Annotated in this window: 14 protein-coding genes and 5 pseudogenes; 7 read left to right on the top strand and 12 right to left on the bottom strand. The window is 62.2% G+C overall.

All coding sequences use genetic code 11. The features are described from left to right. Positions 1–159 precede the first annotated feature (159 nt). From JWR98_RS27545 to JWR98_RS27525, 5 genes and pseudogenes are all read right to left on the bottom strand, one after another. The gene (locus JWR98_RS27545) at positions 160–921 is read right to left on the bottom strand and encodes an enoyl-CoA hydratase/isomerase family protein (protein WP_205491737.1); all 762 of its coding nucleotides are present in this window, start codon (positions 919–921) and stop codon (positions 160–162) included. After that, positions 918–2,074: pseudogene (gene atuD, locus JWR98_RS27540) on the bottom strand (citronellyl-CoA dehydrogenase). Before atuD ends, JWR98_RS27545 begins: the two are co-directional and overlap by 4 nt. 16 nt (positions 2,075–2,090) lie before the next feature. After that, positions 2,091–3,707, bottom strand: a complete 1,617-nt coding sequence (locus JWR98_RS27535) for an acyl-CoA carboxylase subunit beta (protein ID WP_205491735.1) — start codon at positions 3,705–3,707, stop codon at positions 2,091–2,093. Positions 3,708–3,710: 3 nt separating this feature from the next. After that, positions 3,711–4,581: pseudogene (locus JWR98_RS27530) on the bottom strand (SDR family oxidoreductase). An 11-nt stretch (positions 4,582–4,592) separates the two neighbouring features. Further along, the gene (locus JWR98_RS27525) at positions 4,593–6,371 is read right to left on the bottom strand and encodes an acyclic terpene utilization AtuA family protein (protein WP_205491734.1); all 1,779 of its coding nucleotides are present in this window, start codon (positions 6,369–6,371) and stop codon (positions 4,593–4,595) included. Positions 6,372–6,520: 149 nt separating this feature from the next. Between JWR98_RS27525 and JWR98_RS27520 the strand changes: the two genes are divergently transcribed. Beyond that, complete coding sequence (locus JWR98_RS27520; RefSeq protein ID WP_078734070.1) at positions 6,521–7,144, top strand: TetR/AcrR family transcriptional regulator; 624 nt, start codon at positions 6,521–6,523, stop codon at positions 7,142–7,144. Between the two features lie 93 nt (positions 7,145–7,237). After that, entirely contained in the window at positions 7,238–8,026 is a 789-nt protein-coding gene (locus tag JWR98_RS27515; protein ID WP_205491732.1) for a substrate-binding periplasmic protein, read from the top strand. Between the two features lie 8 nt (positions 8,027–8,034). Here JWR98_RS27515 and JWR98_RS27510 read toward each other — a convergent pair whose 3' ends face one another. Next, positions 8,035–8,586, bottom strand: a complete 552-nt coding sequence (locus JWR98_RS27510) for an RNA polymerase factor sigma-70 (protein ID WP_078734068.1) — start codon at positions 8,584–8,586, stop codon at positions 8,035–8,037. A 454-nt stretch (positions 8,587–9,040) separates the two neighbouring features. Here JWR98_RS27510 and JWR98_RS27505 point away from each other — a divergent pair, with 454 nt between their 5' ends. Beyond that, entirely contained in the window at positions 9,041–11,761 is a 2,721-nt protein-coding gene (locus tag JWR98_RS27505) for a hypothetical protein (RefSeq protein ID WP_205491730.1), read from the top strand. Positions 11,762–11,872: 111 nt separating this feature from the next. On the opposite strand, the pseudogene dsbG reads toward JWR98_RS27505, so the two are convergent. From dsbG to dsbD, 3 genes and pseudogenes are all read right to left on the bottom strand, one after another. Then, positions 11,873–12,633: pseudogene (gene dsbG, locus JWR98_RS27500) on the bottom strand (thiol:disulfide interchange protein DsbG). Continuing rightward, positions 12,609–13,463 carry a TlpA disulfide reductase family protein gene (locus tag JWR98_RS27495; protein WP_078734065.1) on the bottom strand — a complete coding sequence of 285 codons (855 nt, stop codon included), beginning with the start codon at positions 13,461–13,463 and terminating at the stop codon, positions 12,609–12,611. The pseudogene dsbG and the gene JWR98_RS27495 overlap by 25 nt, the downstream one beginning before the upstream one ends. Then, complete coding sequence (gene dsbD, locus JWR98_RS27490) at positions 13,463–15,190, bottom strand: protein-disulfide reductase DsbD (protein WP_205491728.1); 1,728 nt, start codon at positions 15,188–15,190, stop codon at positions 13,463–13,465. The genes JWR98_RS27495 and dsbD overlap by 1 nt, the downstream gene beginning before the upstream one ends. A 176-nt stretch (positions 15,191–15,366) precedes the next feature. On the opposite strand from dsbD, the gene JWR98_RS27485 reads away from it, so the two are divergent. The 4 genes and pseudogenes from JWR98_RS27485 to JWR98_RS27470 all read left to right on the top strand — a co-directional run bounded on the left by JWR98_RS27485 (position 15,367) and on the right by JWR98_RS27470 (position 18,629). Continuing rightward, complete coding sequence (locus tag JWR98_RS27485) at positions 15,367–16,047, top strand: response regulator (protein ID WP_065927228.1); 681 nt, start codon at positions 15,367–15,369, stop codon at positions 16,045–16,047. After that, positions 16,044–17,367 (top strand): annotated as a pseudogene (locus tag JWR98_RS27480) (ATP-binding protein). The gene JWR98_RS27485 and the pseudogene JWR98_RS27480 overlap by 4 nt, the downstream one beginning before the upstream one ends. Before the next feature lie 123 nt (positions 17,368–17,490). Continuing rightward, positions 17,491–18,258: an N-acetylmuramoyl-L-alanine amidase gene (locus JWR98_RS27475; protein ID WP_078734062.1), complete on the top strand. Its 768-nt coding sequence runs from the start codon at positions 17,491–17,493 to the stop codon at positions 18,256–18,258. Between the two features lie 149 nt (positions 18,259–18,407). Then, a complete protein-coding gene (locus JWR98_RS27470) occupies positions 18,408–18,629 on the top strand; it encodes an MbtH family protein (protein ID WP_078734061.1) in 222 nt (73 codons plus the stop codon). Between the two features lie 122 nt (positions 18,630–18,751). Here the strand turns inward: JWR98_RS27470 and JWR98_RS27465 are convergent. The 3 genes and pseudogenes from JWR98_RS27465 to JWR98_RS27455 all read right to left on the bottom strand — a co-directional run bounded on the left by JWR98_RS27465 (position 18,752) and on the right by JWR98_RS27455 (position 22,579). Continuing rightward, positions 18,752–20,917: pseudogene (locus JWR98_RS27465) on the bottom strand (mechanosensitive ion channel domain-containing protein). Between the two features lie 52 nt (positions 20,918–20,969). Further along, complete coding sequence (locus tag JWR98_RS27460; protein ID WP_179119942.1) at positions 20,970–21,146, bottom strand: hypothetical protein; 177 nt, start codon at positions 21,144–21,146, stop codon at positions 20,970–20,972. 143 nt (positions 21,147–21,289) lie between these two features. Next, positions 21,290–22,579 (bottom strand): M18 family aminopeptidase, encoded by a 1,290-nt coding sequence (locus JWR98_RS27455; protein ID WP_078734059.1) that lies wholly within the window; start codon positions 22,577–22,579, stop codon positions 21,290–21,292. Positions 22,580–22,735 lie beyond the last annotated feature (156 nt).

Below are 22,735 nucleotides of genomic sequence, written 5' to 3'. Positions count from 1 at the left end.
GTGCCGAGTGTTGGGGCAAGAGCCCTTTTGGTTACTTTTGGGGCTCTTTTCCAAAAGTGACCCGCTGTAAAAGCGGAACCAATAGTCGCCGTTACCGCAGCAACGGATATGTACCCGGTCAGATCCAACATCTTGCTCGGCTGTCACGCCCCGATGGCCTCATTTGCACCACCCAGGCTTTCTTTTCTGCACAAAAGCCTGTGTCCCTTCAATCCCTTCTTCACTGCTCACCGCCTCGGCAAACCACTGCGCCGCCTGGTCCAGCAGCGGCCCCAATGGCTGGTCCACGCTGGCCAGCAACAGCGCCTTGGTTCGTGCATTCGCCCCTGGCGCGCACTGCAGCACTTGCCCCAGCACTTCATCCAGTCGCTGCGCCAGTGCCTGCGGATCGCTTTCGGTAAAGTGCACCAGTCCCAATCGTTCGGCCTCAACCCCATCGAACCGCGCCGCTGTCAGCGCCAACCGCCGCGCCTGGGTCAGGCCGATGCGCTTGACCACAAACGGCGCAATCTGCGCCGGCAGCAAGCCCAGGCTGGTTTCCGGCAACCCGAACTGCGCCTTGTGATCGGCAATCGCGATATCACTCACGCATGCCAGGCCGAACCCGCCGCCCAACACCGCGCCTTGCAGCACCACGATCACCACCTGCGAAACCGCTTCCATTTCTTGCAGCAGGCTGCCAAACGCGCGGTTCAACGCGGCCAAATGGCCGCCCGCGGTGACCAGGTCCTTCACATCCGCCCCCGCGCAGAAATGCCCGCCCGCGCCGCTGATCACCAGGGCGCGCGTCTGGCTGTCCAATTGCGCCACCACCGCACGCAATTCGTTGACCATCTCCAGGCTCATGGCATTGCGGCATCCGTGCCGGTTCAGGGTGATGTGCAGCACGCCGTTATGGGGTTCGAGCAGCAAGGTGTTCATGATTTTTTCCCTGGCAGGGTGCCCATCAGCTTGCAGATGATGCCCAGCATGATCTCGTCGGCGCCGCCGCCGATCGACACCAGGCGCACATCGCGATAGGCCCGCGCCACCGGGTTGTCCCACATGAAGCCCATGCCGCCCCAGTATTGCAGGCAGCTGTCGCTGACGTCGCGGCCCAGGCGCCCGGCCTTGAGTTTGGCCATGGAGGCCAGGCGCGTCACGTCCTGGCCCTTGATGTATTGCTCGGTGGCCTGATAGACCAGCGCCCGCAGGCATTCGATTTCGGTGGACAGTTCGGCCAGGCGAAAGTGGATCACCTGGTTGTCGATCAGTGCCTTGCCGAAGGTCCGGCGCTCCTTGCAGTACGCGATGGTGCTGTCGATGCAGTGCTCCAGGCCCTTGATCATGTTGGCCGCGCCGAACAGGCGTTCCTCCTGGAACTGCAGCATCTGCATCATGAACCCCGCGCCTTCGTGGCCGATGCGGTTGCGCTGCGGTATGCGCACCTCGTCGAAGAACACCTGGGCGGTTTCGGAGCTGTGCATGCCGAGTTTTTCCAGGGGCGGGCTGACGCTGATACCCGGGGTGTTCATCGGCACCATGATCAGTGATTTGTTGATATGCGGCTTGTCGTCGGAGGTGTTGGCCAACAGGCAGATGAAGTCGGCGCTGGGCGAGTTGGTGATCCACATTTTGCTGCCGTTGATCACGTAGTCAGCGCCGTCCTTGCGCGCATGGGTCTTGAGCCCGGCGACGTCGGAGCCGCGCCGGTTTCCGAAACGCCGATGCAACCGACCTGTTCGCCGCTGATGGCCGGGCGCAGGAATTCGTCGCGCAGTTCATCGGAGCCGAAGCGGGCGAGGGCGGGGGTGCACATGTCGGTCTGCACGCCGATGGACATGGGAATGCCGCCGCAATGGATGGTGCCGAACGCTTCGGCGGCGACGATCGAGTAGCTGTAGTCCAGGCCCATGCCGCCGAATTTTTCCGGCTTGGAAATGCCCAGCAGGCCGAGGTCGCCGGCCTTGCGGAAGATCTCGTGGATGGGAAAGCGCCCGGCTTTTTCCCATTCGTCCACATGGGGGTTGATCTCGCGGTCGACGAAGGCGCACACGCTGCGGCGCAGTTCCTGATGTTCCTGGGTGAAGATCATTGTTGTTGTTCTCCTGTTAGAAACGCGCCACGCCGAAGCTGTTCGGTTGCAATTGCCGTACTTCGGCCTCATGGCAGATATCCAGCAAACAACCGAGCAACGTTCGCGTATCCCGTGGATCGATCAGCCCGTCGTCCCACAGGTTCGCGCTGCCATACAGCGCAGTGGATTGGCTGTCGAGTTTCTGTGCGGTGACCTGTTCCAGCATGTCCAGCATTTTGGGATCGGGCACCAGCCCGTCTTTCAACTGTTTGGCCTCGGTGACGATACGCAGCACCTTGCCCGCCTGCGCGCCGCCCATCACTGCCGTGCGGCTGTTGGGCCAGGCGAAGATAAAGCGCGGGTCGAGGCCGCGGCCGCACATCGCGTAATTGCCGGCGCCGTAGGAGCCGCCCACCACAATCGTGAGCTTAGGCACCCGCGCATTGGCCACCGCCTGGATCATCTTCGCGCCGTGCTTGATCACCCCTTGCTGCTCGGACTCGGTGCCGACCATGAAACCGGTGGTGTTATGCAGGAACAGCAGCGGTGTGCGGCTCTGGTCGCACAGCTGGATAAACTGTGCGGCCTTGCTCGCGCCTTTGGGTGTGATGGGGCCGTTATTGCCGATCACGCCCACGGCTCGGCCCTGGATATGCAAGTGGCCGCAGACGGTGTGGGAATCGAACTCCGCCTTGAATTCAAGCCAGTGGGACGCGTCGGCCAGGCGCGCCAGGATTTCGCGCACGTCGTAGGGCTTTTTCGGGTCGTTGGGGATCAATCCCAGCAGTTCGTCGATGGGGTACAGCGGTTCTGTGTAGGTGCGTCGTGGTGCTGGCGGCAGGCGGTCGTCCCATGGCAACAGCCCGACGATTTCACGCACGATGCGTATGCCGTCCGCGTCGGTTTCCGCCAGGTATTCGGCGGTGCCGGCGGTTTGCGCGTGCATCTGAGCGCCGCCCAGTTCTTCATCGGTGGCAATCTCGCCGGTGGCGGCCTTGAGCAGTGGCGGGCCGGCGAGAAACAGCTTGGCCTTGCCGCGCACCACCACCACATAATCCGATAGCCCCGGCTGATACGCCCCGCCCGCCGTGGCCGAGCCATGCACCACGGTGATCTGCGGCAGGCCCATGGCCGACATGCGCGCCTGGTTGGCAAAGCTGCGCGCGCCTTCGACGAAAATCTCGGCGGCGTAGTTGAGGTTGGCGCCGCCGCTTTCGGCCAGCGTCACCATCGGCAGTTTGTTTTCCAGGGCGATCTGTTGCAGGCGCAGGGATTTCTTCAGGCCGGTGGGGGAAATGGTGCCGCCCTTGATCGCGCTGTTGTTTGCCACCACCAGCATGCGCACGCCGCTGACGTAACCGATACCGGCGATCAACCCACCGCCGGCGGCGCTGCCGTCCTTGTCGTCATGCAGCTTGTAGCCTGCCAGGCTGGCCAGTTCCAGGAACGGCGCGCCGGGGTCCAGCAGCAGGTTCAGGCGTTCTCGCGGCAGCAGTTGGCCGCGCTGGTCGAACTTGGGCTTGGCTTCCTGGGCCTTGTTCAACAGGTTCTGCTCCAGGTGGCGCAGGTGCTGGAGGCTTTCCAGCAGGGCGTCGCGGTTCTGCGCGAACTGGGGGCTATGGGGGTCGATCAGACTTTCAATCACCGGCATGCGCTATTCCCCCGCCTTGAGTACATCCGGCAGGTACGCCCGGTGGAAACCGTTGAACGGCGCGCCTGGCGGCTGTGCCTTGTGCAGCGGCCAGGCGCGGCTGCCGAGGCTGGCGGCACCGTCGATGCGCAGGGTGCTGCCGCTGATGAAGGCGGCGGCGGGGCTGAGCAGAAACACGATGGCGGCGCTGACTTCCGATTCGGTGCCGATACGCTTGAGCGGCACATGTTCGCGCAAGCTCGGGATCAACGCTTTGAACGCACCCTCATAGGTGTCCATGCCGCTGGAGGCGATCCAGCCCGGCGCCACGGCGTTGACCCGCACACCGGCGCAGCCCCATTCGACGGCGGCGGTCTTGGTGAAATTGTCCATGCCTGCCCGCGCCGCGCCGGAGTGGCCCATGCCGGGCATGCCGCCCCACATGTCGGCGAGCATATTGACGATGGCGCCGCCGTGCTTATTCATCGATTGATTGAACACCTCGCGTGCCATCAGGAAACCGCCGACCAGGTTGTGCGCACCACGTTTCGAAACCCTTTTGGTTGATCGACGCCAGCGGGGCGGGGTATTGGCCGCCGGCGTTATTCACCAGGCCGTGGATTGGACCGTACTGTTGAATCAGATGGCTGACGAGGGTGGTGACGCTGTTTTCATCGCGAATGTCGCAAGCGCCCCACTGCGCGATACCGCCATCCTCGGTGATCTCTGCCGCGACCTTTTCCAGTTTTTCCGGCTTGCGCCCGACCAGGATCACCTGGGCACCAAGCGCCGCCAGCTCGTGGGCGGTGCAGCGGCCAATACCGCTGCCGCCACCGGTGACAATCACGGTATGCCCCTGGAACAGGTCGGCTTTGAAGATCGAGTCGAAAGCCACGGCAACGCTCCTTATTTGAATTGCTCGGCGATGTGTTGCGGCACGGCGATGGGGATTTCCAGCAATTGCTGGGCAAAGGCCTTGCCTTGGGGGTCGATGCGCAGGCTGGCGATACCGCCGCCGCCCAGGGCATTTTCCAGCAGGAAGTTCAGGCTGTGGCTGCCGGGCAGGTACCAGCGTTCGACACGCCCGTAGACAGGGTCGAGCACGTGGCCCATCCAGTCGACGACTACCTCCGGGGTCAGCGCTTCGGCGATCCACGGCAGGTACGCGGGATCGCGGGCGATCACGCCGATGTTGCTGTGGTTGCCCTTGTCGCCGGAGCGCGCCACCGCGAGTTTGACCAGCGGCACGCTGGCATCGGCGTGGCCCTCGGGCTTGGGCGCGTCTATAGGCGCGACCGGCGCTCGCAGCGCGGCGGCGCTGGGCAATTGGACGGGATGGCGTTGGCCCTGGTAATCGATGGCGACCGTGCAGTCTGCCTTGTCGATCAGGAACGAAAACAATCGAATCAATGGGTACACCGTCGGCCGTCCGCCGACGATGCCGGTGAGCCCCGGCGCCATGCCAGTGGCGGCCTGGGCGATCTCGCGAGCGAACAGCACCAGCGCCTGCTTGTTGGGGTGCCGCACGGCCAGCTTCACCACCACTTCACGGCAATCCTGACGCTGGGCGTGGGCGCCGTAGGTCGCTTCACTGCCGAGCAGTTCGATATTCACCTCGGTGTACGGTGCCCAACCGCGCTGGCTGAACAACGCCGAGGTCTTGTGGATGATTGCCTGGCTGACCCGCTCGGCCTTGGCCACCGCATCGATCCCGGCGATCAGGCAACTGGCGGTGCAACGAAAGCCATCGGGATACGTGGCGCTGACCTTGTAGTGAGCGGTCGGCGGCAAACCCTTGGCGCCGTGCAGGCGCACCTGGTGCCTGCCTTGCTGCTGCAGCTTGACCTGGCTGAAATCACAGATCACATCGGGCAATACATACGCACGTGGGTCGCCGATTTCATACAACAGCTGTTCGGCCACGCTGAGTTCGCTGATCAGCCCGCCGCTGCCGTCGACCTTGTTGACGGTGAACTGGCCGTCGGCGCTGACTTCGACGATGGGGAAGCCGATGTGTTCATAGTCCGGTACATCGCGCCAATCGGTGAAATTACCGCCGGTGCACTGGGCGCCGCACTCAATGATATGCCCGGCCAGTGCGGCCTGGGCCAGGCGGTCATAGTCGTGCCAGGACCAGTTGAATTCATGCACCAGCGCGGCACTAACCACGGCGCTGTCGACCACCCGGCCAGTGATCACGATATCGGCGCCCAACTGCAAGGCCTGGGTGATGCCCGGTGCGCCGAGGTAGGCATTGGCCGACACGCATATCGGCGGCAGCGGCGTGCCGTTGAACATGTCGGTCACACCTTGCAGCTGTTTGAGCTGGGGTTGCAGGTCATCGCCCAGCAGCACGGCGATTTTCAGCGGGACCCGCGCCGTGTCGCAGGCGGTTTGCAGGGCGGCCGCGCAGGCCAGCGGGTTGATGCCGCCGGCATTGCTGATCACGCGGATGCCCTGGCGCCGGATCTCGCCCAGCAGCGGGGTGAGCACCTCGACAAAGTCCGTGGCATAACCGGCCTGCGGATCTTTCATGCGCGCACCGGCCAGGATCGACATGGTGACTTCCGCCAGGTAGTCGAACACCAGGTAATCCAGCGCGCCGCCTTGCACCAATTGGGCGGCGGCGGTGCAGGTGTCGCCCCAGAAGGCGCTGGCGCAGCCGATACGAACCGTCTTGCTCATGAGAAATCCTTCCTCGAATGGCTGCGGTCGAGACTACCAAGCAAGCGCTTGGTTTGTAAACTGCCGATACAAGTTTTACCCAAGCGCTTGCTTGGCTCGCAGTCACAGCCTAAATTGCCGCCCAAGACGATAGTAGAGGTGAGGGCAGCATGGACGAGCAGAAAACCCTGGGGGTGATGCGCACCATGGTCGACGGAGGCCAATTGACCGACCCCGACAGTGCCCGGGGCAAGTTGCTGCAAACCGCGGCGCACCTGTTTCGCAACAAGGGGTTCGAGCGCACCACCGTGCGCGACCTGGCCAGCGCAGTGGGCATCCAGTCCGGCAGCATCTTTCATCACTTCAAAAGCAAGGACGAGATCCTGCGGGCGGTGATGGAGGAAACCATCCACTTCAACACCGCACTGATGCGCGCGTCGCTGCAGGAGGCCACGACTGTGCGCGAACGCGTGCTGGCGCTGATTCGCTGCGAGTTGCAGTCAATCATGGGCGGCAGCGGCGAGGCCATGGCGGTTCTGGTGTATGAATGGCGTTCGTTGTCGGCCGAGGGGCAGGCCCACGTGCTGGCTCTTCGCGATGTGTATGAAGACATCTGGCTGCAGGTGCTGGGCGAGGCCAAGGCCGCCGGATATATCAAGGGCGATGTGTTTATTGCGCGGCGCTTCCTGACCGGCGCCTTGTCCTGGACCACCACCTGGTTTCGCGATGAAGGCAGCCTGACCCTTGAGCAACTGGCCGAAGAAGCCCTGTTGATGGTTTTGAAAGCCGATTGAGGCGCAAACTATTAATTTGCCAGTGGAAAGTTGTCTCGGCAGACAAAAACGCCTAGCTTATCGCCATCAATGTGATGAACGGTGTGTGCCTTGATGTTATCGCCATGGCGGCTGGCTGCAGGACTTACCTTATGGGCACTGGGCACCGCGTGCTGGACGTCGGCTTCGGCTGCGCAACTGGTCCGCATCGGCGCGGCGCATTTCCCGCCCTACACCGTGCGCCCGGAGCAGGGCGCCGACACGGGGTTGTTACCGCAGTTGGTGGAGGCCCTGAACGCCTCGCAGACCGACTACCAGTTTGTGCTGGTGCCCACTTCGATTCCTCGGCGTTTTCGCGATTTCGAGCAGGGCCGGGTCGACATGGCCATTTTCGAAAACCCCGACTGGGGTTGGCAGAAAATTCCCCATACCAGTGTCGACATGGGCCTGGAGGACGCGGAAATCTTCGTCGCCCAGCGGGAGCCCGGTCGCGGCCAGGATTATTTCGTCAACCTCTCCGGCAAACGCCTGGCGGTGTTCAGCGGCTATCACTACGCCTTCGCCAACTTCAACTCCGACCCCAAGAACATGGCCGAGCATTTCAACGCGACGTTGACCTACTCCCACGACAGCAACCTGTTGATGGTCGCCCGTGGCCGCGCCGATATCGCCCTGGTGACCCGCTCGTACTTGAGTGACTTCATGGTGCGCAACGCTGACATGGCCGGGCAGTTCCTGGTGTCGGAACGCATCGATCAGATCTATCACCACTATGCCTTGCTGCGGCCCAAGGCGCCGATCACCGGCGAGGCGTTTTCCGCGATGCTCAAGCGTTTGCGCGATGACGGCCAGATGCTGAAGATTTTCGAGCCGTATCGCATTGATGTGATGCCGACGCGCTGAGCTGAGTGTCAGACCCTGCGCGCGAACGTATCGCTGTGGCTGCCCGACACCTTGCGGCAGTGCACCAGCGCATCGCGAATCATGAAGTTCACCAGGGTCGGCGAAACCCCCAGTTCCTTGGCGATGTCCTTTTGCGGCACGCCGTGCAGACGGTACATCTCGAACGCGTAGCGGGTGCGCTGCGGCAGCTCCGTCAAGGCGTTGGCGATGCTTTCCAGGGTATTGAAATTGATATGTGACGTTTCCGGTGACGCGCCGTGAATAACCACATTCAAGCCTTCCTCTTCTGTCCCGGAATATTTGAGCTCCAGGGCCTGCTTGCGGTAATGATCGATGGCCAGGTTGCGCACGATCTGGAATAGATAACTCAATTGGGCCTTGAACGATGAGGTGATCGTCGGCGCCGATTGCAGGCGGAAGTAGGCGTCCTGGACCACGTCCTCGGCGCGCGAGCGGCACCCGGTAATACGTGCCGCAATCTTCACCAGGATCAGTCGGTTATCGACGAATGCCTGTAGAAGGGGTGAGTCGCACCTGCCTGTGGATACTTGTTCCGTCATGGAAATCACCTGGTTGCCAAAGAGGTTAGGGGAGGGCGTCCTTGCTGAGGCCTCCTACACATCGGGCAACAAATTATGATGAATGATAATGATTGTCAAATGAGAAGACGAACTAATCTTATGCTTTCTTGTTCTGTGTGAGCGATGTCTCGCTCGCTGGTGGCGATTGATTATTGGCGGGTGTCGTCGGTTTTTCTGGGTGGCGGGCGCGGTGGTAAAAGGGCCAAGGGTCAGCGCCTGTCGGAGGACGACGTGGGTTTTATCGTGGTTCAAAGGCGTTGACGCCGGCCCGGTGCAACGCCGGGCGAGTGGCCGTTGGTAGATAAACCACGCGCCATTCGGCCGAACTGTCAATTCTGACAGTAGGCATGCAAGCGTAATACGAGCTCACTAAGGTCCCCCCTTGACCTGCCTGGTTGAGGGAAACGTTCCAGAGAACTCGGAGTTTCTGACCATGGCCAAACAAAAGCAATCAACGTCCAAACCCTCTGAACCCAACGCTATTGAAGTGGCGGCCCCGGTTATTTATAAGGGCGAAGACGGGACCCTGTATCCGCTGGATGTGAAGGACGGTCCGTATTTGACCACGGATTCGCGTATGGACGGTTCGCCCATCACCGTTCAGGTGCGCGTGAAGGATGCGGATGAGCCGGTGTTTGCAGACATTGTGGATTTAACGGGTAGCAGCGGAAGCCGAGACATTGCGATTCCGCTGGACTATCTAAGCGCCGGCATGGGTCGCACATTGTTGTTCTCTTATTCGGGCGTAGCGGGAGGCCAATATGCTGACTCGCTGGTCACCGAGGTGGCGGTACGTTTTTACGACGAAGTGGACCTGGAGGGTTATGTGCCCAAGTTTGTCCACTCCAAACTGGTTCACAACACACCGACGCTGGATATGAATACGTTCGAGGGCGATGAGACCATCCTGGCGTACGCCCATCCGTTGGTAAAGGCGGGCGATCAGCTCTTCGTCAACGTCGCGGGCGATCAGGACCAGACACCGTTTGCTTTCCATATCGTGGCTTATGCTCACGTGGTTACAGCAGCCGAAGCCATTCCCGGTGGTGTGATCAGCCTGAAGCTGTCACGCGGCTGGATGGCACGGCGGCGGCCGTGGGGCTCGCTGACGATTCACTGGGGCTGGATTTGCGACGGTACTCAACCGCAGCCTCCGGCCGACGTGGACCCGATCGTTGAAACGCGTCTTCCGGCAAACGCCCTTGAGGGGCGTCCGCGTCCTACCAGTGCGCTGATAGTCGCGCCGGGTCTTCAAAATTTACCGCCGCCGCATCTGCGCCAGTCGGTGGAGTGCAGCCCCGGCCAGTGGACGCTCAATCCGTTGCTCACCCCTCAAGGCGGCGATGTAGATGCCACGTATCCGGACATCACGGCAGGCGATCGCGTGTGTTTTTCGGTGAAGAGCGTTGGTTATCGACCTCAGCCACTGGGCTGCGTCACGGTCAAAGCAGGCGAGAGCTCTGTTTCCGTCAAGCTGGCGCCAGAGATCATCGCGCGTTTTTTCGATAAATCACTGACGCTGACCTACGACGTTTCCTTCAACGGCAATCCGCCGCAGCCGTCACCCGAGCGCGAGGTCAAGGTACTGGCGCCGCACCTGACCACGCCGGATATCGAAGAGGCAACGGCGGGTGTGGTGGACCTCAATACATTCCCCGGTAATGCAATCGGCGTAGTACCGATCTGGGACTATGCTCGTGAAGGTGACTGCTGCTGGATGTGGGGCACGGGCTTGCTTGAGGACGGTGACCCTTATCGATTTGACGTGTTGATGGATGAACCGTTGACGGCGAAGTGGCTGCGCGACGGGGTCGATACGCCGATGCCGCGCAGCGAGCTGAAAAAGCTGGCGGACTGCAGTGACTTCGAACTGCACTTTGCGGCGAGCTTTGACTGGCGGTGCGACCGTGCGACGGCTATAGAATTTCCCACCCGACGCTTCAACATCGTCCAGGAAAACCTGGTGTTGCGTGCGCCGACTGTCACCGAAGCGGTGGGCAATGACTTGACCGCCTGGAATGGACGCAATGGGGTACACGTCGAAGTGGACTACCTGGGCAACAGCGACCACCACACCCTGGCGGTGTGCTGGAAAAAGCCCAATGGTGCCTGCTGGCCGCTGGAAACCCAGTCCGGCAGCACGTCGGGACCGGTAAGTTTTGTTGTACCGCGTGAGGCGGTGATCGAGAGCATTGGTAAAACAGTGGACATTGATTACACGGTGAGCAGCGCATGCAAACAGGCGACTGCCGACGTTTTTAAACTGAGCATCAGCGTGCCGCATCGTCTGCCGACACCCGTGGTGCCGCAGGCTACGCCGCCGGCGGTTCAGGGTGGGATTCTGGATCTACGGACCTTTAAGGGCGATGCGGATATCGTCGTATACCACGATGAGTTTTCCCTCGCCTGGTGGTTTGCCCTGGCGGGGCAAAAGATCTGGTTGCAAGGCGTCGGGACCAAGTGGAATGGCGAGCCCCATACGTTCGATGTGCTGAAGGGCAAAACGATCACGTCTGACGAAGCCGAATCGGGCGTGTGGGCTGTTTTGGATCGCGCTGAGTTGAGGTCGTTGAAAGATGAAAGCGAATTGACGTTTCTTTGCAAAGTCACGCCTGACGAGAGTAGTCATGAACGTGACGCGGTGGCATTTCCTTCGCTGAGGCTTATCCTGCGTGATCCATTGGAGAGCGAGTCGGATAATTTTGAAGGTTATTCCACGAAGGAGTATTTAGGCCCGCCCTCTCTCATCGAAACACGCCTCCTGGACCTGGAGCTACCTGCCACCTCGCCTCGAGGTATTGGGATTCATGTTGTCCGTGGCAAGGGAGAAGAGGTGCCAGGCATGGTTGAGGGGAGGTCCCTGGCATTGCGGTGTGGCGGTCCTGACCAGTTACAGTTGGTGACCCTGCGATTGAAGAAAAACTGCGAGCGTATCAAGTTCGCCTATTCCGGGGTTAGTGTGGAAAGTGCCACGTTCACGTTCTTCGATCAGAACAACAACGTACTGGAAACCCGTGATGTTGTTCCGCCGTCATGGGTTGATTTCCAAGATGTTGAAAGACGGCTTGTCACGCATGTCAACGTGGTAAGCCGTATGCATGGTTGTCTGGACTCATTAACCATCTGGTATCGTCCGGAGGATAACGATAGTTGATGGGATAATTGCAGCGGTACTTGATCCGCCCCCGCAATATGCTCGCCGCGGTAGTCTGCATTTGTTTACAGGCTGCTGTCGGCGAGCATTTTTTCTGTGGGATCGGATGGTCTATTTCGGTCCCATAATCTTCACCAACTTATCCGGCGACGCGCCCCCTGCTGTTGCTGCAACCCACCCTTGTCATCCAGATAAAAAATCGCCGGCGTCGCCGACAATTCCAGCTCATCCATCAGCTTCATATTGGCATCAAGCTTGGCTTCGATATCCGCCGGGATCTTGGCCAGGGCCTGCAACTTGCTGCCTTTGCCGGCGGCCTCGTGTTCTTCCAAGGCTTTTTGCGGGTCTTTAGCGGCGAACAGGGCAGCCGACTTGGCGGCGCTGTCTTCGCGGATGATGCCGACCATGATGTGGCGCAACTGCACCTTGCCGGCTTTTACCCATGGCCGAGCCTGTTCCCAGAACATGTTGCAATACGGGCAGTTGGGGTCGCTGAACAGGTAGACAATGCGGGGGGCGTTCTTGTCGCCGTCCTGGATCCAACTACTGTTTTCCATCTTGGCCCAGACTTGCTTGGCCATGGGCGCGTACACCAGTTTTTCCAGGGGCTCCGTGCTCAGGTCATTGCCCTGGGCGTCGTAGAGGTTACCGGCAATCACGCTTTTGCCGTCGGCGGTCAGGTACAGGGCCATGCCTCGATTCTGGTATTGCGCGGCGTAGCCGGTGAGGCCGCTGGGAGCCTCGAACTTGCCGATGATTTTGGCGCCCTTGGCTTCGATCTGTTTGATCGGTGCCGGCCAGTCTTCGGCCTGGGCCAGGGTGGCAGCGAGCGTCAATGGCAGCAGGGTCAGCAGGTGGCGGAGGCGAGGCATGTCGGTTTCCTTGTGGCGGCAGGAGCTGGGGTGTCGAAGGGTTCCATGGCACGGGCCAGGCTGGCCTGGGACAACTCGCCCAGGTGGCTGTTGATCAGGCGTCCGTCGGCTGCGTAGAACAGCGTGGTCGGCAGGGCCATGGAGCCCACGGCCTGGCCGAGGCGGCCGCCGGCGTCGAACAATACGTTGTCGAGGGTCAGCCCCTGGGTCGCCAGGAAGGTACTGACGCTTTGCATGCTTTCGGCCTGGTTGACGAACAGGAAGGTCACGTCGGGGCGCATGCGCTGGGCACTTTCGAGTACCGGCATTTCGCGTCGGCACGGCGGGCACCAGGTGGCCCACAGGTTGATCACCAGGGGGCCGCCCTGGTAATCGGCCAGTTGCACCACCTCGCCATTGGCTGTGCGCAAGGTGATGTCCGGCAGGCGCGTGCCTTTTTCATAAACGCTCAGCGACAGGCTGGTCATGCCCCAGAACAGCAGGCCGGTCATCACCCCGGCGCTCAACGGCTTGCGCAGCGCCGGGCGACGCCAGCCGTAGGCCAGCGCGGCGACGATCAGCACGACGATACCCGGCCAGGCGAGAAAGCCACCGTCGCGCAGGTCGACCATCTGCAACGGGTCGTTACGGTAGTAACTCCAGTACATCGCCACGAAGCTGACGCGCGCGGCCAGCATGCCCAGCAGGAACAGGCTGAACAGCACCGATTCCGGGTTTTCACCGCCACGCTTGGCCACGCGCCAACCCACCAGCGTGGCGAGAATCAGCGCGCTGATGAGCAGGATGTGATTGAGCGCGATGGCGAAGGTGCCGATGGTCAGGGTCAGCATCAGAGGGCGTCTCGGGTCTGGTTCCAGCGTTGCAGGAAGGCGTCGGCATTGACCTCGCCGGTGATGCGCTGGGCGCGGCGTTCTTCACCGTCAGGGCCGATCCAGACGAAGCTCGGTGGCCCCGGTACTTTGTAGCGGCCCAGCAGTTCGCGGCTGGCGGCGTTGTCGGCAGTGACGTCCAGGCGCAGCAGGCGCACGTCTTTGAGGGCCTCCAGCACTTGAGGTTGGCCGAACACCTGTTTTTCCATGATCTTGCACGACACGCACCAGTCGGCGTAGTAGTCCACCAGCACCCACTGGCCCTGGGCCTTGGCGCTGTCGAGCTGGGTTTGCAGCACGGCGGGGTCGTTGATGGTCATGAAGGCTTCGTGGGCGGTCGGCGCGCCGGCTACCCGCGAGCCGCTGTAGACCTTCAGCGGTTGCCACAGGTCGTCGCTGCCACCGGCCGCGCCCACCACCAGCACTGCGCCCCACAGGCCCAGCACCAGGGAACCGGCGCCGAACACTTTGGCGGCCAGGCCATATTCACGGGCGAGTGTCCAGCCGCAGTAGGCCATTGCCAGGCCCAACGCGCCCCACAGGCCAATCCACAGGCTTTCGCCAACGACCGGGCGAATCATCAGCACCGCGGTGCCGAGGAACAGGAAGCCGAAGATGCCCTTGAGCACGTTCATCCACGTGCCCGGCTTGGGCAGGAAGCGATTGCCCACAGTCACCAGCAGCAACAGCGGAATACCGATGCCGATGCCCATGGCGAACAGGATCAGGCCACCGTGCAGCGCATTGCCGCTCTGGGCGATATACAGCAGCGCGCCGGCCAGCGGCGCGGTCATGCACGGGCCTACCAGCAGGCCGGACAGCGCGCCGAGTACACCCGCGCCGATGAGACTGCCGCCGCTCTGCTGACGGCTGACGTTGTCCAGGCGATCACGCAGAAACGCTGGCAGTTGCAGTTCGAAGAAGCCGAACATCGGCAGGGCAAGGATCACGAACAAGGCGGCGAAACTGCCGAGAATCCAAGGGGTTTGCAGTAGCGCGGCAAGGTTGGCGCCGAGCACGGCGGCCAGTACACCGAGTGCGGCATACACCAGGGCCATGCACACCACATAGCTGCTGGCCAGGGCAAACCCGCGGCGCGGGCTGGCGCCACTGCCGACGACCAGGCCGGCAAGGATCGGCAGCATCGGCAATGAGCACGGGGCGAACGCCAGCAGCAGGCCGAGGCCGAAGAACACCAGCAGGCTCCAACCCAGGCTGCGCTGTTGCAGGCCGCTGGCCAGGCTTTGGTCCTGGGCCTGCGCGGTGGCTGCGACGGCCGGGTTGCCGCCCAGGTCCACGCTGATCGACTGCGGCGGGTAGCACAGGCCCGCATCGGCGCAGCCCTGCCAGCCCAGCTTGATCTGGCCAGTGACACCGGCCGGTAGCTTCACTTCCAGGCCCTGGCGATACACTTGCTGCTCGCCAAAGAACTCATCGCTGTGGGCTTCGCCTTCGGGCAATGCGGGTTTTTCGGTCAGGCCATCGAACTTCATGCGCTGCTTGTACAGGTAATAACCGTCGGCAATCTGCCAATACAGCTGCGTTTCGCCACTTTCAAGGCGTTCGGAGGTAAAGGTGAAAGCCTTGCCCACCGGGAGGAAGTCGGGTTTGGTCTCGAAGGGATTGCCCGGCGCTGCCTGGGCGAATCCCGCGAACAACACCAGCAGAAAGGTAAAAAGATGCCGCATGGTCAAGCCTTAGTTCGATGCAAGTGAGGCACACAATGTGTGGCGTTGATTAACCGATGATTAACCGGGGACTATTCTAGAGTGTAGGGATTCTCTGGTGTTGCGAACTTTGGCGGCATAATGCGCGCTTAATCCTTGGCTTCTCTAATCTCCCCATCTTTCATGAAGGGTTCAGCATGCACGTACTGGTCTGTGAAGACGACGAACTGATCGCCAGCGGCATCGTGGCCGGCCTCGGCGCCCAGGGCTTTACGGTCGAGCGCGTCGCAACCGCCGCAGCCGCGCGCGCGATGCTCAAGGCAGCGACCTTCGACATCATGGTGCTCGATCTCGGGCTGCCCGACGAAGACGGCCTGAAGCTGCTGCAGCAATTGCGCAGCCAGGGCCTGGAAATTCCGGTGTTGATCCTGACCGCACGGGATTCGGTGACCAACCGCGTCGACGGCCTGCAAGCGGGTGCCGATGACTACCTGCTCAAACCCTTTGACCTGCGCGAATTGGCCGCACGCCTGCAGACCCTGCTGCGCCGCATGGCGGGGCGCAGCGTCAACTTGATCGAGCACGGCCGCCTGACCTACGACCCGAGCAGCCGCGAAACCCTGCTCGGCGGCCAGCCGGTCGACCTGTCGCGCCGCGAGCAGGCGCTGTTGCAGGCGCTGTTGCACAACAAGGGCCGGGTGCTGTCCAGCGAGCAACTCAAGGACAGTGTCTACGGCTTTAATGACGAGCTGGAAAGCAACGCGCTCAACGTGCACATCCACCATCTGCGGCGCAAATTGGGCAATGGCATCGTCGAAACCGTGCGCGGCCTGGGCTACCGCCTGGGCCCGGCGGATGATGGAGAAAACGCTTCGTGAAGAGCCTGCGCCTGCGCCTGACCTTCAAGCTCGGCGCCGCATTCGTGGTGATCTGGGCCCTGGCGGCGGCCTGGATGCTCAACGACCTGCGCAACCAGATGATGTTTTCCCTCGATCAGCGTCTGGTGGCCTCGGCGCGCATGGTGGCAGGGCTCACCGAGCAGATGCCGGGCCTGGCCAGTGTGAGCGGCGGTGCGCATTTGAATTCCGAGCACTTCAATGTGCCCGGCGGCATGGCCTGCCAGGTCAGCTCGTTGCGTGGCGAAATCCTCGCGCGCAGCCACACCACCCCGGACCAGGGCCTGGAGTCGCAACGCAGCGGCTTTCGCGATCAGATGATCGACGGCGTGGGCTGGCGCAGCTTTACCCTGTCCCGTGGTGACCTGTTGATTACCACCGCCGACCGCCAGGTGGAGCGCGAAGCACTGAACATGTCGATCCTGCTGGCGGCGTCGGTGCCGGTGGGTGTGGCCATGCTCGGCTGCCTGTGCCTGCTGTGGCTGGGCATTGGCCAGAGCCTGCTGCCACTCAACCGCATGCGTGACGCACTGATGCGTCGCAGTGCCGACTCCCTGGAGCCGCTGCAGATCCACCCGTTGCCCAGTGAGCTCAAGCCGCTGCTCGACACCCAGAACCAACTGTTGCAGCGCATCGCCAAAAACCATCGAGCGCGAACGCCGCCTCACCGGCGACGCGGCCCACGAACTGCGTAGCCCGCTGACGGCGATCAAGACCCACCTGCAAGTGGCGCGCATGACCGACGGCGCGGCCCGCGACCAGTCCCTGGCGCATGCCGAGGCGGGCGCCGACCGCCTGCACCGCACCTTGGAGCAATTGCTGCTGCTGGCGCGTGTGGAAGGCAGCCTGTCGTTTGACGATGGCGTGCAGTCCAGCGCCGAAGAGGTGGCCCGGCTGGCGATCCAGGATGCCAATGCGGGAGACAGCACCCGTATCGACCTGATCCTGCCGGACAACCTTTGCGCCACTCCGGTGGAAATGCCCGTGGGCCTGGCGGTTGCGGCGCTGCGCAACCTGCTGGACAACGCGCTGCGCCACACCCCGGCCGACACCCGCGTCGAACTCAGCGTGCACGCCACCGCTGAACAGGTGGTGTTCCGGGTGCGCGACCATGGCAAGCAGATTTCCAGCGAAGACCTGCAATACCTCACCCAACGCTTCTGGCGTAACGGCAACAGTGAAGGCTGCGGCCTGGGCCTGGCGATTGTGCAAGCCATCGTGCAGCGCTGTTCCTGCTCGCTGAAGTTCGACAGCCAGGTCGACGGCTTGCGCGTCGAGTTGGGCATGCCGCTGCGGCGCTGATTCTTTTCTTTCCAGTGCCAAATAGTTACCGCCCGCCTGACGTACGGATCGTCAGGATGGCGGTAATTTTTTTGCGCTTGAACGGGCCGAACGACTCGGCCTGTATTGAAAAGGACGGTTCTTATGTTGGTCATCGACACCAGTTTCCCTGCCCTGGGCTTCAACGAACGTAACGGCGAGCCGGTGCGCCAGTTGATCGTGCATTACACCGCCGCCCCTTTCGCGTCATCACTGCACACCCTGACCCGCGACGGGGTGAGTGCCCATTATCTGCTGCCCGACCCACATGAGCCCGGCTACCGCGCCGCCGGTTATGACGAGTTGCGCGCGTTTCGCCTGGTGGATGAGGACAAGCGTGCCTGGCATGCGGGCGTCAGTCAGTGGGGCGGGCGCGACAATCTCAACAGCCGCTCGATTGGCATCGAACTGGTCAACCTGGCACGCGATGACGGCGGCGTGTTTACCTTTCCTGCCTACCCTGAGGAACAGATCGACGTATTGATTGCGCTGCTTCGCGACATCCTCGGACGCTACCCGCACATCGGCGCCACGGATATCCTCGGGCATTCGGATGTGGCCTACGGGCGCAAGAGCGATCCGGGCCCCCGGTTGCCCTGGCGGCGCCTGTTCGAGGCGGGAATCGGCGCCTGGTTTGACGACTCGACGCGGGCCATGTACCAGCGCCGGTTTTGCCTGGGGCTGCCGCCGGAGGTGGAAGTGGAGCGCGCATTCCAGCGCTATGGCTATGCGCCGGCCAAAAATCGCCAGGGCTTTGAGCGCAGGACGCGGGCGTTCCAGATGCACTTTCGCGCGCGGGATTATCGTGGGGTTCTGGATGCCGAGACGTGCGCGATTCTGTATGCGCTGAATGAAAAATATCGAGGGCTGTGAAGCCGAGTGCGATGTAAATGTGGGAGGGGCCGGGATCTTCGGGCGAGCCCTGGCGGCCATCCTCTAATTTTTTCACGGCGTGGTACGTCTCTACAGATAGCAGCGTTGCGCGTGGTGCGCAGACAACCTTCAAACCCTGGAGAACAGCAATGACCTCAGTATTTGACCGCGACGACATCCTGTTTCAGGTAGTGGTCAACCATGAAGAACAGTATTCCATCTGGCCTGACTACAAGGCCGTGCCGGAAGGCTGGCGCACCGTGGGCAAGAGCGGCCTGAAGACGGAATGCCTGGCCTACATCGAAGAAACCTGGACCGACATGCGCCCATTGAGCCTGCGCCAGACGATGGATGGCACTGCGCTGGCCTGACTCATCCCCTGTGGCGAGGGAGCTTGCTCTCGCTGGAGAGCGAAGCGCTCCCAAAATCGTGGGGCCGCTTCGCAGCCCGCAGGAGCAAGCTCCCTCGCCACAACAAGCCGGTTCCTAAAGGTTCAAGCGTTCTTGTCTTTCTCCAACCCGCCCGTTGCCCCCGTCACCACCTGCACACTCAAGCGCGGCGTGGCCAGATCCAGCCCGGCCTCATCCAGTTGCCGCTTGAGCGCCAGGTTGAACGCCCGCGACACTTCCCATTGTTTGATCGGCGCCGTCTTGAACCGTGCGCGCAGGATTGCGCTGCCTGACTCGAAGCTTTCCACCCCCTGGATCTCCAGCGGCGACCAGATGTTGCGGCGCTGCAACGGGTCGTTGCGGATTTTCTGGCCGACCTCGCGGATCAGCTTGATCGCGGCATCGATCTCCATGTTGTAGGGGATCGCCACCCGGAAGATCGCGTAGCCGAACTCCCGCGAGTAGTTCTTGATGCTCTTGATTTCGCTGAACGGGATGGTGTGCACGATGCCGTCGATATCGCGCAGGCGTACGGTGCGGATGGTCAGGCCCTCGACGGTGCCCAGGTGCCCGCCGACGTCAACGTAATCGTCAATCGCCAGGGAATCTTCGATGATGATGAACAGGCCGGTGATCAAGTCCGCCACCAGCGATTGCGCACCAAAGCCGATGGCCAGGCCGATCACACCGGCACCGGCCAGCAGCGGAGTGACGTTCATGCCCATGTTCGCCAGGGCGACGATGGCGGCGATGATGAAGATGGTCACGAACAGCACGTTGCGGATCAACGGCATCATGGTTTGCGCCCGCGCGTTGGCCAGGCCTTTGCGCGAACGGGTGAGGGCGTGGTGGATCGCGGTGTCGCTGAGGATCCAGATCAACCAGGCAAACAGCAGCGTGCCGGCCAGCCCGAACAGCTTGACCGCGATTTCATGGCCCTCGCCTTCGGCAAAACCAATCAGCGACAGGCCCCACACCCGCAGGCCCAGCTCGATAAACACCAGCCACACCACCAAGTGGGCCAGGGTGTAGATGAAGCTTTTCAGACGTTCGGAATACAGCGCATGGCGCTTGTGCCGTTGGGGTTTGAGGGCGTGACGACGCACCAGGCCGTTGATCACCATGCACAACACCAGCAACACCGTGCACAACAACGACTGGCGCAGGGCGGTGCTGGTGTCGCCGGCGGACAGGAACGTGGCAAACAGTGAGATACCCACCAGCAACATCGCCGGCAGGTACCAGAAGGTGCCGATGATCGACAGCGTGTCGGTAAGGGCGCGGCGGGTGAGGCGCCGCGACAGCGGCTGGTTGCGTATCAGGTGCGCAATCGGCCGGCGGAAGCGCAGGATAAACACCCCGGTGGACAGCGCGGCCATCACATTGGCGACCGTCGCCGCCGTGTGGGCAAGGTGCTGGCCGAGTGCGCTCACCAGGCGCGGGTCACTGAGGGCTTCGCCGAAGGCGGCAAAGCTGCCGATCCACCACAGCGGACGGAAGGCCTGGTGACGCAGGATGTACAGCGCGCGATGGCGGTGCGGACCGTCCAGCAGGGAGAAGGCAATCACGCAGATCGCCGAGAAACAAGTACCGACCACCAACGCGTAAGCCAGCACCATCGCCAGGGATTTGCCCAGGGACGAGGGCAAGGCGTAGCTCAGGTAAACCGTGATCACCAGGGCGATCAGCCACGGCCCCAGTTTGCGCAGGGCGAAGCGCACCATGTCCCAGGTGCGCGGGTGTTGCGGCAGTTCTTCCGGCAGGCCGAAGCGCTCGCGCACGCGGTGGCTGAGCCAGATCAGCACGGCGGCCAGCAGGCTCCACAGCGCGAGGATCAGGGCGAAACCGAAGATGATTGGCAGCCACTCGTTGGCCGGCAGCATCAAGGCATTGAGTTCGTCCTTGGCCAGGTCGACCTCATTGGACCAGCGCCCCAGCGGGCTGTCGTTGCCCGAAAACTGCTATTCCAGGCCGGACAGCGTGCTGCCGATCAGCCCGAGCACGCCTTGTTCGGCGGCGGGCTGGGCCTTTTGCGTGGCGGCGCGCAGCTTTTTCAGGTCGCTGAGCAGTTGGCTGCGCTGCTGGTCGTTTTCCAGGGTCTTGATCACCTCATCCAGGGACTGCCCCAGGGGCGCCTCGGCTTGAGGTTGAGCCTTGGCGGTACCGCCCAGCAGTCCAGGCAAGCCCACGGCGTGGGCAGGCGAAGTGGGAAGCAGGGTGAGCAGGGCGATCAGCAGGTAGCAGGGCAGGGCGAACAGACGGGAGAGCACGAGGCGGTCAACCTTGAAGACGACAGGTCGACCGAGTGTACGAGGGCACGCGTCATTCGGCCAGTTTGGCGAGGATCTTGTACACCACAGTGCCCAGGATCAGCAGCATGCCGACCCACATGCCGAACACGCCGAGGGGCTTGTCGCGAAAATTGAAGCCGACCGCGAGCAGGAACATGCCGACCAGAATGGGGATAAGCAGGGCGTGGAAGGCGGACATGGAGATCATGGGGCGACGGCCTTGTCGGAGTGGGAATACTGACAAGTCTAGGTCGAATTATGGGAAGTGCAGCTGATGCAGGTCAGATGTACGCCGAACTAAATGTGGGAGGGCGGTGCGACGATTCGCCTTGCCCCCTCCCACACTGGAGATCAGGGCAGATCGTGGCTCGCGTAGAACGCCCCCAACACCTTCACCAAGTGCGCCAGATCATGGCTGCCGCACAGTTCGCGAATCGAGTGCATGGCAAACGTCGGCAGGCCGATGTCCACGGTGCGCACGCCCAGGTGGCTGGCGGTGATCGGGCCGATGGTCGAGCCGCAACCCATGTCGCTGCGCACCACGAAGCTTTGCACCGGTACTTCCTGGGCCATGCACAGATGACGGAAGAACCCGGCGGTTTCGCTGTTGGTGGCGTAGCGCTGGTTGCTGTTGACCTTGATCACCGGGCCCGCGTTGAGCTTGGGGCCGTGGTTGGCGTCGTGCTTGTCGGCGTAGTTAGGGTGCACGCCGTGGGCATTGTCGGCAGATACCAGCAGCGATTTCTGGATGGTGCGTACGAATTCATCGCCTTCGGGCAACAGGCGGCGCAGGGTCTGTTCCAGCATCGGGCCATCGGCGCCACAGGCCGAGCAGGAGCCGACTTCTTCGTGGTCGTTGCACACCAGCACGCAGGTTTCCTCGCTTTCGCTGGTGAGCAAGGCTTGCAGGCCGGCGTAGCAGGACAGCAGATTGTCCAGGCGCGCCCCGGCGATGAAATCGCCATTGAGGCCGATCACCGCGGCGCTTTGCGTGTCGTAGAAGCTCAGCTCGTAGTCGAGCACCACATCGGCGTTCAACCCATGTTCGCGTGCCAGTTGGTCGGTGAGCACGGCACGGAAGTCCACGCGCTCGTCACCGGCAAACTGCGCGAGGATCGGCGGCAGCTCGGTCTGGGCATTGATCGCCCAGCCCTGGTTGGCTTCGCGGTTCAGGTGTATGGCCAGGTTGGGAATGATGGCGATCGGTAACTTGAAATCGATCAACTGGCTTTCGACCTTACCGTCGCGGCGGAAGGTCACGCGGCCGGCCAGGGACAGGTCACGGTCGAACCATGGCGCCAGCAGCGCGCCGCCGTAGACTTCAACACCCAGTTGCCAGAAACCCTGGCGTTGCAGCTCGGGCTGGGGCTTGACCCGCAGGCACGGGCTGTCGGTGTGGGCGCCGACCAGGCGGATACCGCCCTGCAGCGGCGAATGACGGCCGAGCTTGAAGGCGATGATCGAGGAGTCGTTGCGGGTCACGTAGTAGCGACCGTTGGCTTCGGTGGCCCAGGTCTCGCGCTCGTCGAGACGCTGGTAACCGGCCGCTTCGAGGCGCTGGGCCAGGGCGGCAGTGGCATGAAAAGGAGTAGGGGAGACCTTGAGGAAGTCGATCAGGCCTTGATTCAACGCTTCGCGCATAAATAGCTCCAGACAGCAGTGCGCGCAGTTTACCGTATTGGTTTAACTCGGTGGCGAGAACTGATGCAGAACTAAATGTGGGAGGGGGCTTGCCCCTGATTGCAGCGGGTCAGTCAATATAGACAGTGACTGCCACTGCGCTATCGGGGGCAAGCC

The sequence above is a fragment of the Pseudomonas lactucae genome (genome assembly GCF_016937615.1).
In the GTDB taxonomy this organism is placed as follows: domain Bacteria; phylum Pseudomonadota; class Gammaproteobacteria; order Pseudomonadales; family Pseudomonadaceae; genus Aquipseudomonas; species Aquipseudomonas lactucae.
This window is presented reverse-complemented; position numbering and strand designations above follow the sequence as displayed.

Excerpts from the sequence above, each read along its gene's own strand:
- JWR98_RS27520 (WP_078734070.1), top strand. The coding sequence starts at position 6,521 with ATGGACGAGCAGAAAACCCTGGGGGTGATGCGCACCATGGTCGACGGA.
- JWR98_RS27485 (WP_065927228.1), top strand. The coding sequence starts at position 15,367 with ATGCACGTACTGGTCTGTGAAGACGACGAACTGATCGCCAGCGGCATC.
- dsbD (WP_205491728.1), bottom strand. The coding sequence starts at position 15,190 with ATGCGGCATCTTTTTACCTTTCTGCTGGTGTTGTTCGCGGGATTCGCC.
- JWR98_RS27505 (WP_205491730.1), top strand. The coding sequence starts at position 9,041 with ATGGCCAAACAAAAGCAATCAACGTCCAAACCCTCTGAACCCAACGCT.
- JWR98_RS27515 (WP_205491732.1), top strand. The coding sequence starts at position 7,238 with ATGTTATCGCCATGGCGGCTGGCTGCAGGACTTACCTTATGGGCACTG.
- JWR98_RS27455 (WP_078734059.1), bottom strand. The coding sequence starts at position 22,579 with ATGCGCGAAGCGTTGAATCAAGGCCTGATCGACTTCCTCAAGGTCTCC.
- JWR98_RS27470 (WP_078734061.1), top strand. The coding sequence starts at position 18,408 with ATGACCTCAGTATTTGACCGCGACGACATCCTGTTTCAGGTAGTGGTC.
- JWR98_RS27460 (WP_179119942.1), bottom strand. The coding sequence starts at position 21,146 with ATGATCTCCATGTCCGCCTTCCACGCCCTGCTTATCCCCATTCTGGTC.
- JWR98_RS27495 (WP_078734065.1), bottom strand. The coding sequence starts at position 13,463 with ATGCTGACCCTGACCATCGGCACCTTCGCCATCGCGCTCAATCACATC.
- JWR98_RS27535 (WP_205491735.1), bottom strand. The coding sequence starts at position 3,707 with ATGCCGGTGATTGAAAGTCTGATCGACCCCCATAGCCCCCAGTTCGCG.
- JWR98_RS27475 (WP_078734062.1), top strand. The coding sequence starts at position 17,491 with ATGTTGGTCATCGACACCAGTTTCCCTGCCCTGGGCTTCAACGAACGT.
- JWR98_RS27545 (WP_205491737.1), bottom strand. The coding sequence starts at position 921 with ATGAACACCTTGCTGCTCGAACCCCATAACGGCGTGCTGCACATCACC.
- JWR98_RS27510 (WP_078734068.1), bottom strand. The coding sequence starts at position 8,586 with ATGACGGAACAAGTATCCACAGGCAGGTGCGACTCACCCCTTCTACAG.
- JWR98_RS27525 (WP_205491734.1), bottom strand. The coding sequence starts at position 6,371 with ATGAGCAAGACGGTTCGTATCGGCTGCGCCAGCGCCTTCTGGGGCGAC.